This is a genomic window from Paraburkholderia acidiphila (genome assembly GCF_009789655.1).
GTDB classification, from domain to species: domain Bacteria; phylum Pseudomonadota; class Gammaproteobacteria; order Burkholderiales; family Burkholderiaceae; genus Paraburkholderia; species Paraburkholderia acidiphila.
Window position 1 is genome coordinate 918301 of record NZ_CP046911.1, and the last position, 13887, is coordinate 932187.

Below are 13887 nucleotides of genomic sequence, written 5' to 3' on the forward strand. Positions count from 1 at the left end.
GACTCAGGCGGGCCGCGTCAATCCCAGCTCGCGGCACTGCTGCCACACGCGGTACGCGTTGTGCGGCATGTTCATGTGCGTGACGCCGAGATGCGCGAACGCATCGACCACCGCCGACGTGAAGCACGGAATCGAGCCGACGTGAGGCGATTCGGCCACGCCCTTTGCGCCGATCGGGTGATGCGGCGAAGGCGTCACCGTGTAGTCCGTCTCCCAATGCGGCGTTTCCACGGCCGTCGGCACGAAGTAGTCGAGCAGCGTTGCGCCGAGCAGATTGCCCGCTTCGTCATACGGCAGCTCCTGGCCGAGCGCGACCGCGAACCCTTCGGTCAGGCCGCCATGAATCTGCCCTTCGATGATCATCGGGTTGATGCGCGTGCCGCAGTCGTCGAGCGCGTAGAAGCGGCGCACGCGGATCTCGCCGGTATAGCGGTTGATGTCGAGCACACACACGTAGGCGCCGAACGGAAACGTGAAGTTGGGCGGATCGTAGTAGTCGACCGCTTCGAGGCCCATCTCCAGCCCTTCCGGAACGTTGTTATACGCGGCCCACGCCACTTCCTTCACGGTCTTGAACTGGTCGGGCGAGCCCTTCAGCACGAAGCGGTCCAGATCGAACTCGACGTCGTCCGGGCTTGCTTCGAGCAGATGAGCGGCGATGCGGCGCGCCTTCTCGCGAATCTTGCGCGAGGCGCGAGCCACCGCGGCGCCCGCAACGGGCGTCGAGCGCGAGCCATAGGTGCCGAGCCCGTACGGCGCCGTGGCGGTATCGCCCTCTTCCACCGTGATTTTCGAGGCCGGAATGCCCGCTTCCGACGCGATGATTTGCGCGTAGGTGGTCTGGTGCCCCTGGCCCTGCGTGATCGTGCCCATGCGCGCGATGGCCGAGCCGTCCGGATGTACGCGGATCTCGCAGGAATCGAACATGCCCACGCCGAGGATGTCGCACATTTTCGACGGCCCCGCCCCGACGATCTCGGTGAAGTTCACGAGGCCGATGCCCATGAGCCACTCCGCATCGGGGTCCGCGCGGCGTTGCGCCTGCTCCGCGCGCAGCGCGTCGTAATCGACGGCGGCCAGCACCTTTTTCAGCGCCGTTTCGTAGTCGCCCGAATCGTATTCGAGGCCAAGGGGCGTGGCGTACGGAAACTGGTCCTTGCCGATAAAGTTGCGCAAGCGGATCTCCGCCTTGTCGATGCCGAGCTTTTGCGCCAGCACATCCACCATCCGCTCGATCAGATAGACGGCCTCGGTCACGCGGAACGAGCAGCGGTAAGCGACCCCGCCCGGAAACTTGTTCGTGTACACGCCGTCGACGCTGACGAACGCATTGGGGATCGCATACGAGCCCGTGCAGACATGGAACATGCCGGCGGGCCACTTGGTCGGGTCGGCGCACGCGTCGAACGCGCCGTGGTCGGCCACCACATTTACGCGCAACGCCTTGATGCGGCCGTCCTTGTCGGCGGCCAGTTCGCCGGTCATGTGATAGTCGCGCGCAAATGCCGTGCTGGAGAGGTTCTCGTTGCGCGACTCGATCCACTTGACCGGACGCCCGAGCACGATGGAAGCGACGATCGACGTCACATAGCCCGGATACACGCCGACCTTGTTGCCGAAGCCGCCGCCGATATCGGGCGAAATGATGCGGATATTCGATTCCGGAATCGACGAGAGCAGCCCGACCACGGTGCGCACGACATGAGGCGCCTGCGAAGTGATGTAGACCGTGAGATCGCCGCGCACCTTGTCGAACGACGCGACGCAGCCGCAGGTTTCGAGCGGGCACGGATGCACGCGCGGATACGAAATATCCTGCTTGACCGTGACTTCCGCGTTCTCGAACATGCGGTCCGTCTTGTCGCGGTCGCCCATCGTCCACGTGAAAATATGGTTGGGATGCCTGCGCGCGCCGTGTGCGCCGGTGTCCTTGTCGCGGATGTCGTCGCGAATCACGGGCGCGTCGGGTTCCAGCGCCTTCATCGGATCGACGAGCGCGGGCAGTTCCTCGTACTCGACCTCCACGAGTTCCGCCGCATCGGCGGCGACATAGCGGTCGTCGGCCACGACGAACGCGACTTCCTGATTCTGGAAGCAGACTTTTTCGTCGGCGAGCACGGCCTGCACATCGCCTGCGAGCGTCGGCATCCAGTGCAATTTGAGGGGCTTGAGGTCGTCGGCCGTGAGCACGGCGTGCACGCCGGGATGCGCGAGCGCGCGCGATTTGTCGATGCGCTTCACACGAGCGTGGGCGTAGGGACTGCGCACCATCACGCCGAACAGCATGCCCGGCATCTTGATGTCGTCCACGTAGCTGCCCTTGCCCTGGATGAAACGCGGGTCCTCGCGGCGTTTGCGCGAGCAGCCCATGCCTTCGAGCGCGGCGAGACGCTCGAGATTGGCGTCGAGATTGCCCATGACGTGTCTCCCGGCGCTCAGTGCGCGTGTGCCGCGCCCGCTTCGATGAGCGGATGCGAGGTTTCGACCGGTTCGCCGCGCAGCTTGCGCGCCGCGTATTGCACGGCCTTCACGATGTTCTGATAGCCCGTGCAGCGGCACAGGTTCCCCGCCATCCAGTAGCGGATTTCGGCTTCGGTGGGATCGGGGTTCTCCTGCAGCAGGCGGTACGCGCGCATCAGCATGCCCGGCGTGCAGAAGCCGCATTGCAGACCGTGCTCCTGCATGAAGCCCTCCTGCAGCGCATGCAGCGCGCCGCCTTGCGCGAGCCCTTCGACCGTGCGCACGTCAGCGCCCTGCGCCTGCACGGTGAGCAGCGTGCAGGACTTCACGGACATGCCATTGAAATCGACTGTGCAGGCGCCGCAATGCGACGTCTCGCAACCGATATGCGGCCCGGTGTGCTGGCATTTTTCGCGCAGCGTGTGAATCAGCAGTTCGCGCGGCTCGACGACGACGTCGACCTCGCTGCCGTTGAGGCTGAACGACACCATGGTTTTGCTGGCCATTACGCGTTCTCCGTGGATCAGGGGTGTGCCGGGTTCGCGGCCCGTTCGCAGGCGGTAGTGAGCGCCCTGCGGGTCATCTCGCCCGCCATCGCGCGCTTGTAGTCGGCGTCGCCGCGCAGATCCTCCACCGGATCGCACGCCGCCATGGCGAGCCGCGCCGCTTCGTCGAGCGCGCGGGCGTCGAACGGCTTGCCGATCAGCGCCTGCTCGGCGTCCACCGCGCGAATCACGGTGTCGCCCACATTCGTCAGAGCAATGCGCGCATGCTCGACGTTGCCGCCGGCCAGGCGCAACGTCACGGCCGCCGCCGCGGTCGCGAAGTCGCCGGTCTTGCGCTTGAGCTTCGCGTAGCAATAGCCGGTGCCGGGCGGCGGCACAGGAATGCGAATGCCGGTCATGATCTCGCCTGGCTCCAGCAGCGTCGCATAGGTGCCGACGAAGAAGCCGTCCGCGCTCACCACGCGCTCGCCCGCCACGCCTTGCAGCACGAACGACGCATCGAGCGCGATCATCAACGCGGGATGGTCGTTGCCAGGGTCGCCGTGCGAAAGATCCCCGCCCAGCGTGCCGCGATAGCGCACCTGCGGGTCGGCGATCTGCCGCGCGCCCTCGACGATGAGCGGGCAGCGCGCCTGCAGCAGCGCCGACCAGATCAGATCGTTCTCGGTCGTCATCGCGCCGATCCACAGCGTGCCGTTTTCCTCGCGGATACCCTTGAGTTCGGCGAGCCGGCCGAGATCGATCAGATGATCGGGCTGCGCGAAGCGCAGCTTCATCATCGGCAGCAGGCTGTGTCCGCCCGCCAGCAGCTTCGCCGTTTCGCCATGCGTGCCGAGCAGCGCGAACGCCTCGGACAAGGTTTGTGGAGCGTGGTATTCGAATGGGCGCGGAATCACACTAGTCTCCTTGTTGGCATCGTCCTGAAGTTCAGGATTTCACAATGCAACGCAGCAATTCAACGGGATTTCGCGAACGGCGTCCTGGCTGCGCCGGGCGCCGGAAAACTTGCGCGAAAGGGGGAAAGGACATAAAACGGAGGCTGCGTCCCGCCGCCGCAAACGCCACGCACAACGCCAAGGCCGCATCGGGGAGAACCCTGGATGAAACCGTTCGAGCACGCCATGCCGACCACCGACGCGCGCCGCGCCGAGAGCTTCCAGCACCGCCTGGAGCAGTTCAATCCGGGCGTGGTGTGGCTCGACGCGCAGGGGCGCGTGAGCGCGTTCAACGACGTCGCGCTGCAGATTCTCGGCCCCGCGGGCGAGCAGTCGCTGGGCGTGGCCCAGGACAAGCTGTTCGGCATCGACGTCGTGCAACTGCACCCGGCAAAAAGCCGCGACAAGCTGCGCTTCCTGCTGCAGTCGCGCGACGCGGGCGGCTGCCCCGTGAAGTCGCCCCCGCCGGTCGCGATGATGATCAACATTCCCGACCGCCTGCTCATGCTCAAGGTGTCGCGCATGTCGGACATGAACGGCACATGCGGCACCTGCATGATCTTTTACGACCTCACCGACCTCACGACCGTGCCGTCGGCCGAGCCAACGGCGGAGTCGCTTGCGGGCGCGCCCACGCCGCCCCGGCGGCTCTTCAAGATTCCGGTCTACCGCAAGAACCGCGTGATCCTGATCGACCTGAAGGATATTGTGCGTTTTCAGGGCGACGGCCACTACACGACGATCGTCACGAAGGACGATCGCTACCTCTCCAACCTGTCGCTCGCCGACCTCGAACTGCGGCTCGACAGCAACACGTTTGTGCGCGTGCATCGCAGCCACATCGTCAACCTGCCGTACGCCGTCGAACTCGTCAAAGCCGACGACAGCGTGAACCTCGTGATGGACGATGGCGAGCGCAGCGTCGTGCCGGTGAGCCGGTCGCGCGCCGCACAATTGAAAGAGTGGCTGGGCGTGGTTTGAACGCAGGCGCCGCTCGCTTCACGTCAGCCGGCCTCGTGCATTCGTCCTAGAATCGATAGCAGGGGGCGAGGCGTCATGAATCGCGAACTCATCACTGGGCTACTGTGCGGCGCACTGCTTGCCGCCTGCGTGACGGCCGGCGTCGAGGTGAGGCCCGAGCAGATGGCGAACTTCCGCCACGGCGTGACAACGCTGCAAGACGTGAGGGCCGCGCTCGGCCCGGCGTCGGTGGAGACTACGCTGGACGACGGTTCGACGCTGCTCGTCTACACCTACGTCACGTCGCGTCCGCACCCGGAAAGCTATATCCCGTTCATCGGTTCGCTGGTCGCCGGCGCCGACACACACTCGTCCGCGGCCGTGTTCCTGTTCGATTCGCAGGGGTTACTCAAAAGCGCGAACACCACGAGCTCGAACGTCGGCACGGGCATGACCGGCGCCCATACCGCGCAGCCCCGCGCGAGCGCGCCAGTCTCCGAGGCGCCCGTTGTGATCAAGAGTGTCGCGCCGCCCGTTGTGCAAACTGTCGAGCCCACGCCGGAAGACGACGTCGAGCCTGCTTCGCAAATGCCCAGAGAACCTCAACCGGAAAATGGTGTTCAGCCGGCCCCCGTCGAATAGCCAGCGCCCTTCGCGCAGGCACGCGCAGCCGACTCGCGCGCGTACGTGCGTTACAGCACACTTGCCGGGCCTTGGCGGGAATACGCTAGGAGTCCAAAATTAGAAACAGCGAACGCCGAAGCGGCTCCGCGGCGGAGGACGACATGTCGAACTTGCCCTGGCTTTCGCAATACCCCGCTGGCGTTGCTGCCGACATCGACCTCGACGACTACCCATCGATGGCCGCCCTGCTGGAGGAGGCCGTCGCCCGCTTTGGCGAGCGGATCGCCTTTCATCAGTTCGGCGTGGATCTCAGCTATCGTCAGCTGGAAGAGCATTCCGCACGCCTTGCCGCCTATTTCCAGAAAGATCTTCGGCTCAACCCCGGAGACCGCATCGCACTCATGTTGCCGAACGCCCTGCAACACCCTATCGCGATGTTTGCCGCGCTGCGGGCCGGGCTCACCGTGGTCAACGTCAACCCGCTCTACACCGCGCCCGAACTGGCGAACTTGATCAAGGATTCCGGTGCGCGTGCGATCGTGGTCATGGAAGTGTCCGCGGCTACGCTCGAGCAGGCGCTCGCCAGTGTCGCCATCGAACACGTGATCGTCGCGCGCGTGGCGGAGATGCAGAGCTTCCCGAGATCCATCCTCGTCGATTACGTCGTTCGAAAAAAGAAAAAGCTCGTCCCCCACTGGACGATTCCCGGTGCGATCGCCTTCAAGACCGCCATGACCGCACGCCCTGCCGCGGCGTTCACGAGGCCGGCGCTGAACCGCGACACCCGGGCGTTCCTGCAATACACCGGTGGCACGACCGGCGAGCCCAAAGGGGCCGTGCTCACGCACGGCAACGTACTCGCGGACGTGCTGATATTTGCCGAGTGGGTCCAACCGGTGTTTCGCGAAAGCGGCGAAATCACGCTCGTTGCCCTGCCCCTGTATCACGTGGCCGCCCTGGTGTGCCAATGCCTCGTCTCGTTGCACCTGGGAACCCGCTGCGTTCTGGTGATGAACCCACGCGACATTCCCTCCCTCGTGAAGGACTTTGCAACGCATCGGCCAACCGTGTTCGGCGGCCTTAACACGCTATTCACGGCGCTGATGAACAACGAGGACTTTGCCGCGCTCGACTTCTCCTCGCTGCGCAGTACCTTCGGGGGAGGCACCGCGACCCAGCCTGCCGTTGCCGATCGCTGGCAGAAACTCACGGGCACCCCGGTGGTGGAAGCCTATGGGCTATCGGAAGCCGCCGGCGCGGTAACGGCCAATCCCGTCACGCAGACCGCCTTCGAAGGCACGATCGGCGTGCCGCTGCCGTCCATGCGCATTGAAATCCGCGACGAGCGCGGCGCAGCCGTAGGCGCGGGCACGCCGGGCGAAATCTGCGTCGCCGGGCCCGTTGTCATGCAAGGCTACTTCAACCGGCCGGAGGAAACCGCCCATGCGATCGGCGCCGATGGATTCTTCTCGACCGGCGATATCGGCGTCATGGACGAGCGCGGTGTGATCCGGATTGTCGACCGTAAGCGGGACATGATTCTGGTCTCCGGTTTCAACGTCTACCCAAACGAGGTGGAGGGCGTGCTGTTCCGGCATCCTGGCATTCTGGAGGTCGCGGTCGTGGGTGTAGTGGATGAGCAATCCGGCGAAACGCCCGTCGCCTTCGTGGTGAAAAAGGAACCCAGGCTGACCGAGGCGGACGTGATCGAGTTTGCGCGGACCAGCCTCACCGCTTACAAAGTGCCTAAGCACGTGGTCTTTGTGAACGATCTACCGAAAACGCCGGTTGGGAAAGTGCTGCGGCGGCAACTGCGGGACCGGCTGAACGTATAGCGCGGCGCTGCTATTCAGCGGTGGCATAATCCTGACGAACACGTCAGTCGTGAACCCCTGACCTCCGCTGCAAGAACCGCTGGCCCCATTTCCATGGATCAAACCGACGACTTCATCGTGCGCACCATGTCGGCCGACGAGGTGGCCATGTCGGTCGAATGGGCCGCTGCAGAGGGATGGAACCCAGGCCTGCACGACCCGCGCTGTTTCAGGGAAGCGGACCCGGACGGTTTCTTCGTCGGCGTCTGGCGCGGCGAGGCGGTCGCGTGTATTTCCGCCGTCGCCTATGACGACAGCTTTGGCTTCATCGGCCTCTATATCGTGAAGCCCGGGTTTCGCGGCAAGGGCTTCGGCATGCGAACCTGGCAGCACGCCATGCATTACCTGGGAGACCGCAACATCGGTCTCGACGGCGTCGTTGCCCAGCAGGCGAACTACAGGAAGTCCGGCTTCCGGCTCGCGTACCGCAACATCCGCTATCAGGGCCGCGTGAGCGGCATCGGTTGCGCGCAGGTGGCGGCGGCGGACGACGTGCCGTTCGAGCAGGTGCTCGCCTACGATCGTCGCTGTTTTCCCGCGCAGCGCGAACGTTTCCTCTCGACCTGGATCGCGCAGCCGGACGCCGTTGCGCTCGCAACCATCGACGCGGGCCGGGTCGCCGGATACGGCGTCGTGCGGCGCTGCAAGACGGGCTGCAAGATCGGCCCGCTGTTCGCCGACGATGCAGACGTCGCCACCGGCCTCTTTCGCGCGCTTGCGGCACGCATGCCTGGCGAAGTCATCGTGCTCGACGTGCCGGAGACGAATCCTGCGGCCGTCGCGCTGGCCGAGCGGCACGGCATGACGAGCGTCTTCGAAACCGCGCGGATGTACACGAAAGACGCGCCCGCGATTGCGATCGATCGAGTGTTCGGGGTGACGTCGTTCGAACTCGGCTGACGTTGCTAGAGCTCGAGTCGCTGGACATAGCCCGTGAGCTCGAGATAGCCGCGTCCGACCGGTTTGACAGCAGGCTTTGCCGTGCCTGCATCCGCCTCGATGGCCTCGAAGGCCGTCACTGCGCCCTCCCAGTACACCGCGCCAGTCGTCGCACGGCTGTCGAACTCCTGATCGTCCATGAGCGGCGCGAGCGTCAGATGCCGGTCCTGCGCATCGACGCGCATCGCGACCGGATACGCCGCGCCGGTATGCGGCGAACGCCAGCGGCGCAGCGGCGTGAAGCGAATGCTTTCCGGCGATAGCGCATGCGTGCTTCCATCGGCGGCGCGCAGCGTGCCGCCCGCCCAGAACTTGCGCCCTGCCTTATCGCGGATCTGCAACGCCATCAGCGCGCCGCCGTCATCGAAATTGATCCCGATCCAATCCCAGCCAACGGCTTCGTCGGCAAGCGGCGCCGACGACCATTCGTGATCGAGCCACGCCTGCCCGCGCACGCGCTCCCCTTTGCCGCGTGCACGGTCCCGGCGTTCGAGCGTGCCTTCGACTTGCAGCCACGGCTGGCTGTAGTAGTAGCTGGCCTCTTGCGGCAGTGGACCCTTGCGGCTGTACCCGTCAGCGCCATTGACGAGCACGGGCTGTGCCGGCGCCAACGTGAAGGCGAACCCGAAACCGGCCGTAGCCACGCTCAGGCGGTAGCGGCCGTCCACATTGCGCGCGAGCGACCAGTCGTCGATATGAACCGCCGTGTCCGTCTCGCTCGCGCCGGCCAACCCGAAGCCGCGCCGCGCAACGCGCTGATCGTGCTGCAGGCTGCCCGCGCGCGGATCGCTCAGCGCCACGTTGGCGAACAGCAATTGATCCGGCGCGAAGCGGCTCGGGTTCGCCTCGTCGAGCGCGGGACGCGAGCGAAAGAAGGTTGCCTCGAAGCCCAGCGATGCACCGGCATCCGTTTGCAGCCAGCCCGTGACATACCACCATTCGTTGCGATAGCTCGAATGCGCGCCATAGTCGCGCGGGAACACCAGCGGCTGTCCGCTCGTGACCGCGGGATATTGCGGCATGCCCGCCCACGCAGCGTTTTGCGTCAGGGCGGCCAGCGGCCACAAAAGGAACGTGCGTCTTCTCATCGCGTCACCAGTCGTCGCGTACGGCGCGCACCGCATCCACCGACATCGCCGCGCGCGAACTCAGGAGCGCCGTGAGCGCGGCGGCCACGACGACCGCCAGCGCCAGCGCAGCCAGCAGCCCCCACGGCATGTGCACGCTCATCGTCCAGTGAAACGACTGCGGGTTCACGACATGCACGAGCACCATCGCGAGACCCAGGCCCAGCGTGAGCCCGGCGAGCACGCCGAGCAGCGCCACGAGCGCGCCCTCCATCGCGAGCATGAGGGCGATCTGGCGGCGCGTCACGCCGATGTGCCGCAGCATGCCGAACTCGCGCGTGCGGGCCAGCGCCTGCGAGCCGAAGCTCGCGCCAACGCCGAACAGTCCGATGATCACCGCCACCGCTTCCAGCAGATACGTCACGGCGAAGCTGCGATCGAAAATCCGCAGACTCGCCGCGCGGATCTCGCCAGGCTGCGCGAACTGCAGCCGCTGGCCGCCGCGCACGCTCTCGCGCAAGTGCGCGATCGCCTGCGCCGGCGCCACGCCCGGTGCGAGCCATAAGGCGGCGTCGGTCACGCGTATGTCGCCAGTCAGGCGGCGATAGTCGTTGGCGTCGATCACGATGGCGCCGAACTGGCGTGCGTAATCGCGCCAAATGCCGGCCACCGTGAATGGCAGGCGCTGCCCCGCCAGCGGCAACGTGATGCGCTGGCCTGGATGCATCCCGTACAGATCGGCGGCCGCTTCGCTGATCCACACGGGCGGCGGGTCGCCCGGCTGCGGCACGAGCGGCGCGCCCGTGAGCGGCAGACGAGCGGCGGGATTGCGCGCATCGATCGGCCGCGCGAGCAGGCTGACGGGCGGCAGTCGAGCGTCGAGCGAGATTTGTGTCGCACGCAGAAACTCGGCGCGCACGACGCCGGGCGTGGCCGCGATGGCTGCCTGATCGCCTGGCGAGAGGAACGCACTGTCGCCGCCGGGTGCCGAGCGCAGATAGAGCGGCGCGGGCAACAGCAATTGCAGCCAGTCGTCGACGGCGACGCGAAAGCTCGACACCATGATCGCCATCGCCGTCATCAGGCTGAAACTCGTGACGATGCCCGCGAGGCCGATCGTCGCGCGGCCGGGAGCATTGGCGAGCTGCGCCAGCACGAGTTGCGGCACGGCATGATTCGAGCGCGGCAGCACCGTGAACACCGCGCGCGCGATTGCCGGCATCGCGAGCACGCCGCCCAGCAGCAGCAGTGCGATGGAGAGATAGCCGAACACCGGCAAGCCGGCCAAGGGCGGCAATAGCGCCGCGACGAGCCCGGCGGCGATCGCGAGCAGCGCGGCCGTGACGACGCGCCGCTTACGCAAGCGTGCGGCCGGCGCTTCCTCGTCGCCCGCCTTCAGCGCTCGCGCGGGTCGCGCCCTCGCCGCTTCGAGCGCCGGCGCGAGACTGCCGAGCACGGCCGCGGCCACGCCCAGCGCGAAGAATATCGCCGCGGACGTCGCATCGAATTGCACGCGCGGCTGAACGCCTTCGAAATAGCCGCCGCCCAGGTCGCCGCCCGCGTAACGGAGCACGGCGGCCGCGAGCGCAAAGCCGATCGCGAGACCCGCGGCGGCGCCGAGCACGCCGAGGATCGCGCCCTCCGCGACGACGAGCCACAGCACGCCCCGCCGCGTCACGCCGATCGCGCGCAGCAGCGCAAACTGCGCGCGGCGCCGCAGCACGGCGAGCGCCTGCATCGTGAAGACGAGGAACGCGCCCGTGAACAGCGCGACGAGCGCGAGCACGTTGAGATTCGCGCGATAGGCACGCGAGAGCATCGAGGTGCGGTGCGCGTTGTCGCGCGGCGTGACGGCGGAGACACCCGCGGGCAAGCGCGGCGCGATCGCCTGCGCGAACGCTTCGGCATCGACGCCCGGCTTGAGCTTGATGTCGATGCGCCCGAGCGTGCCGAGCCGCTGCAAGCGCCATTGCGCGGCGCCGATGTCCATCACGCCGACGCGCACCGCATCGCCCGACGCGGGCAACACGCCCGCGACGCGCAGCGCGAGCGTTGCGAGCCCGACCTGTAACGTGAGCGTGTCGCCGGGCTTGAGCGCGAGCCAGCTCAGCGCGGCGGGCGAGAGAAACACGGTGTCGGGGTCGAGCAGATCGAGGGTGTTGGCCGTTGTGCCATTGGCGCGACTGCCGCGCTCCACGCGCCCGACGAGATTCGGCGTGACGTAGCCTGCGCGAAATACATCGACGCCCAGCAGCTTCAGCGGCTCGTCGCGTCCCGCCACGCGCGCGTCGACTTCGACCACGGGGCTGGCCGCCGCGACCTCGGGCAAACGGGCAATCCGCGGATACAGCGCCTCGTCGAAGCCCGCGCGCGGGCCGCGCAGTTCGAGATCGGCGTTGCCCATCAGCGAGTTGACGGTGGCCGACAATTCGTTGAGCGCCGCGCGATTGATCAACTGCACGGCGTAGCCCATCGCGACGCCCGCGGCAATCGCGAGAATGCCGATCAACGTGCGCAGCGGATGCGCGCGCATTTCGCCGCCGATGAGCACCGCGCCGAGACCGCCAGCGGGCGTGCGAGCGCCCCGGCAACGCGATGTGCGCGCGGCATCGCACACGCGCGACGCACGCGAGGCCCCGAGCCAGCGCATCGCCTACGCGCCGCCTGCCGGCGGCACGTACGGCTCGAGCCCGTCGGGCGTGAGCCGCAGCACGCGGTCGGCAGCGCCCGCCACGGCAGCCGAGTGCGTCGCGAGCAGCACGCCCGCGCCGTTCTCTTGCGCCAGATCGCGCAGCAGCGCGAGGACGCGCATCGCCGTGTCGTGATCGAGATTGCCGGTGGGCTCGTCGGCCAGCACGAGACGCGGCTCATGCACGAGCGCACGCGCGATCGCCACGCGTTGCAATTCGCCGCCCGACAGCTCGCGCGGCAACGCGTGCTCGCGCGCGCCGAGCCCGACCGCCTGCAGCACGACCGACACGCGCGCCGGCACGTCTTTCGCGCGCGTGCCGTTCAGGAGCAGCGGCAGCGCGACGTTCTGCGCCGCCGAGAGATTCGGCAGCACATGGAACGCCTGGAACACGAAACCCATTTTCTGGCGGCGCTGCAGGGTGGCCGCGTCGTCGTCGAGCGTGGTGAGATCGCTGCCGTCGAAGACGATGTGACCCGCATCCGGCCGGTCGAGTCCGGCCGCGAGATTGAGCAGCGTCGATTTGCCCGCGCCCGATTCGCCCATGATCGCGACGCACTCGCCCGAGCCCAGTTCGAGATTCACGCCGCGCAGCACGTTGCGCGGCGTGGTGCCGTCGTAGCGCTTCGACACATTGGCGAGCGTCAGCATGGCGGACGAGACAGCGCGCCTATTCGGCGAGCCCCATGCCGTGCTGCGGCGAGGTCGTGGTCGAGCCGGGGCGGCGCAGCATCTTGTCGACCTCGCCCGCATGCAGCTCCTCGACCTGGATCATCTGGCGCGCGTACTCCTCGAGCGCGACCGAGCAATCTGCCACGAGCGAGAGCAGTTCGCGGTAAAGACCGAGCGCGACCTGTTCGGCCTCGAGCGATTCGCGCAGGATGGAGCCGATATCGAACGTGTGAGAATCGAGCAGCGGACCGATTTCGAGCGAAGGATACGCGCCGAGCGTCGTGATCCATTCGCCGGCCTGCTGCGCATGCAGGAGCGATTCGTCGGCCTGCTGCCTCAGCCATGAGACGATCGGAATGCGGCCGAAGCCGAACACCAGGAACGAATAGTGCGTGTACCGCACCACGCCCGCCAGCTCGGATTCGAGGATCTTGTTCAGCACGGCGACGACCGGCTCCTTTTCGATCTCAGTCATGTTGCCTCCCATGCAAGGCAAGTAAGCGGTGGGGATGGTTCATCACGCCTCCTTCTCGCAGAAATCGCGGGCACGCACGCCAACGGGTTCGATTGTTGCACTTATCGCGGCTTGGTGCTGTGTTTGGCGCTGCGCTTGGTGCTGTGTTCAGTGCTGCGTTCCGCGCTACCGTCGACAAGCCGCGCCTCGAGCAGCCTTGCGAGCGCGAGCCCCCCTTCGCGCATGATCGAATCGTGATTCCAGCGCAATACCCGCCGCGCGAACGGCGCGCGGGCCACCGCGCTCATCCACGTACTGGCCGTCCTGACGTGCCAGTCGTAGCGCACCATCGTGCGGCCGCCCTCGGCGGAGAAATGCCAGCGCCCCACGCCTTCCAGCGCGCCACTGGCCTCTCCCTCGAGCGCCACGAGCGGCGTGACGCGCGTCACGCGCACGTCGATGATCACGCGATAAGGCAACACCCCCTTCCAGGTGTAACGATGCACGGCGCCCAGACCGTCTGTTTCGCCCGGGTGCAACTCGCGCACCGCTTCGACATTCTTCCACCACCTCGGCCAGTTCGTCGATGCGTGGATCGCGTCCCACACCGGCTGCAGCGGGGCCTCGATGCACCACAAGGTGGTCAGACGGAATTCGGCCATCGCTCGCTTGCCTCCTGGTTTGCCATACGGCTTCCTGCGCATTGC

12 protein-coding genes are annotated in these 13887 nt (G+C 66.7%); 4 read left to right on the top strand and 8 right to left on the bottom strand.

Annotation, left to right across the window (positions count from 1 at the left end):
- Positions 1-3: 3 nt before the first annotated feature.
- From FAZ97_RS28430 to FAZ97_RS28440, 3 genes are read right to left on the bottom strand one after another with little or no spacing between them, the layout of a single operon-like run.
- Positions 4-2418, bottom strand: coding sequence for an aerobic carbon-monoxide dehydrogenase large subunit (locus FAZ97_RS28430; protein WP_158762059.1), 2415 nt, complete (start codon positions 2416-2418; stop codon positions 4-6).
- Between the two features lie 17 nt (positions 2419-2435).
- Positions 2436-2966 (bottom strand): (2Fe-2S)-binding protein, encoded by a 531-nt coding sequence (locus tag FAZ97_RS28435; protein WP_158762061.1) that lies wholly within the window; start codon positions 2964-2966, stop codon positions 2436-2438.
- A gap of 17 nt (positions 2967-2983) precedes the next feature.
- Positions 2984-3862, bottom strand: a complete 879-nt coding sequence (locus tag FAZ97_RS28440; protein ID WP_158762062.1) for an FAD binding domain-containing protein — start codon at positions 3860-3862, stop codon at positions 2984-2986.
- 204 nt (positions 3863-4066) lie between these two features.
- Between FAZ97_RS28440 and FAZ97_RS28445 the strand changes: the two genes are divergently transcribed.
- The 4 genes from FAZ97_RS28445 (at position 4067) to FAZ97_RS28460 (ending at position 8259) form a co-directional block, all read left to right on the top strand.
- Entirely contained in the window at positions 4067-4882 is an 816-nt protein-coding gene (locus FAZ97_RS28445) for a LytTR family DNA-binding domain-containing protein (RefSeq protein WP_158762064.1), read from the top strand.
- 75 nt (positions 4883-4957) lie between these two features.
- Entirely contained in the window at positions 4958-5503 is a 546-nt protein-coding gene (locus tag FAZ97_RS28450; RefSeq protein WP_158762066.1) for a hypothetical protein, read from the top strand.
- Positions 5504-5646: 143 nt separating this feature from the next.
- Complete coding sequence (locus FAZ97_RS28455) at positions 5647-7320, top strand: AMP-binding protein (protein WP_158762067.1); 1674 nt, start codon at positions 5647-5649, stop codon at positions 7318-7320.
- 93 nt (positions 7321-7413) lie between these two features.
- Positions 7414-8259 carry a GNAT family N-acetyltransferase gene (locus tag FAZ97_RS28460; RefSeq protein ID WP_158762069.1) on the top strand — a complete coding sequence of 282 codons (846 nt, stop codon included), beginning with the start codon at positions 7414-7416 and terminating at the stop codon, positions 8257-8259.
- Positions 8260-8264: 5 nt separating this feature from the next.
- Here the strand turns inward: FAZ97_RS28460 and FAZ97_RS28465 are convergent, their stop codons facing one another.
- The 5 genes from FAZ97_RS28465 to FAZ97_RS28485 form a co-directional block, all read right to left on the bottom strand.
- Positions 8265-9386, bottom strand: a complete 1122-nt coding sequence (locus FAZ97_RS28465) for a lipocalin-like domain-containing protein (protein ID WP_158762070.1) — start codon at positions 9384-9386, stop codon at positions 8265-8267.
- 4 nt (positions 9387-9390) lie between these two features.
- Positions 9391-12015 carry an FtsX-like permease family protein gene (locus FAZ97_RS28470; protein WP_158762071.1) on the bottom strand — a complete coding sequence of 875 codons (2625 nt, stop codon included), beginning with the start codon at positions 12013-12015 and terminating at the stop codon, positions 9391-9393.
- A gap of 3 nt (positions 12016-12018) precedes the next feature.
- The gene (locus FAZ97_RS28475) at positions 12019-12705 is read right to left on the bottom strand and encodes an ABC transporter ATP-binding protein (protein WP_158762072.1); all 687 of its coding nucleotides are present in this window, start codon (positions 12703-12705) and stop codon (positions 12019-12021) included.
- 19 nt (positions 12706-12724) lie between these two features.
- Positions 12725-13201 carry a ferritin-like domain-containing protein gene (locus FAZ97_RS28480; RefSeq protein ID WP_158762073.1) on the bottom strand — a complete coding sequence of 159 codons (477 nt, stop codon included), beginning with the start codon at positions 13199-13201 and terminating at the stop codon, positions 12725-12727.
- Positions 13202-13302: 101 nt separating this feature from the next.
- Positions 13303-13842: an SRPBCC family protein gene (locus FAZ97_RS28485; RefSeq protein WP_158762074.1), complete on the bottom strand. Its 540-nt coding sequence runs from the start codon at positions 13840-13842 to the stop codon at positions 13303-13305.
- Between the last annotated feature and the right edge of the window lie 45 nt (positions 13843-13887).

Coding starts and splice junctions, on each gene's coding strand:
- FAZ97_RS28450 (WP_158762066.1), top strand. CDS start 4,958: ATGAATCGCGAACTCATCACTGGGCTACTGTGCGGCGCACTGCTTGCC.
- FAZ97_RS28465 (WP_158762070.1), bottom strand. CDS start 9,386: ATGAGAAGACGCACGTTCCTTTTGTGGCCGCTGGCCGCCCTGACGCAA.
- FAZ97_RS28445 (WP_158762064.1), top strand. CDS start 4,067: ATGAAACCGTTCGAGCACGCCATGCCGACCACCGACGCGCGCCGCGCC.
- FAZ97_RS28430 (WP_158762059.1), bottom strand. CDS start 2,418: ATGGGCAATCTCGACGCCAATCTCGAGCGTCTCGCCGCGCTCGAAGGC.
- FAZ97_RS28485 (WP_158762074.1), bottom strand. CDS start 13,842: ATGGCCGAATTCCGTCTGACCACCTTGTGGTGCATCGAGGCCCCGCTG.
- FAZ97_RS28435 (WP_158762061.1), bottom strand. CDS start 2,966: ATGGCCAGCAAAACCATGGTGTCGTTCAGCCTCAACGGCAGCGAGGTC.
- FAZ97_RS28470 (WP_158762071.1), bottom strand. CDS start 12,015: ATGCGCTGGCTCGGGGCCTCGCGTGCGTCGCGCGTGTGCGATGCCGCG.
- FAZ97_RS28480 (WP_158762073.1), bottom strand. CDS start 13,201: ATGACTGAGATCGAAAAGGAGCCGGTCGTCGCCGTGCTGAACAAGATC.
- FAZ97_RS28455 (WP_158762067.1), top strand. CDS start 5,647: ATGTCGAACTTGCCCTGGCTTTCGCAATACCCCGCTGGCGTTGCTGCC.
- FAZ97_RS28475 (WP_158762072.1), bottom strand. CDS start 12,705: ATGCTGACGCTCGCCAATGTGTCGAAGCGCTACGACGGCACCACGCCG.
- FAZ97_RS28460 (WP_158762069.1), top strand. CDS start 7,414: ATGGATCAAACCGACGACTTCATCGTGCGCACCATGTCGGCCGACGAG.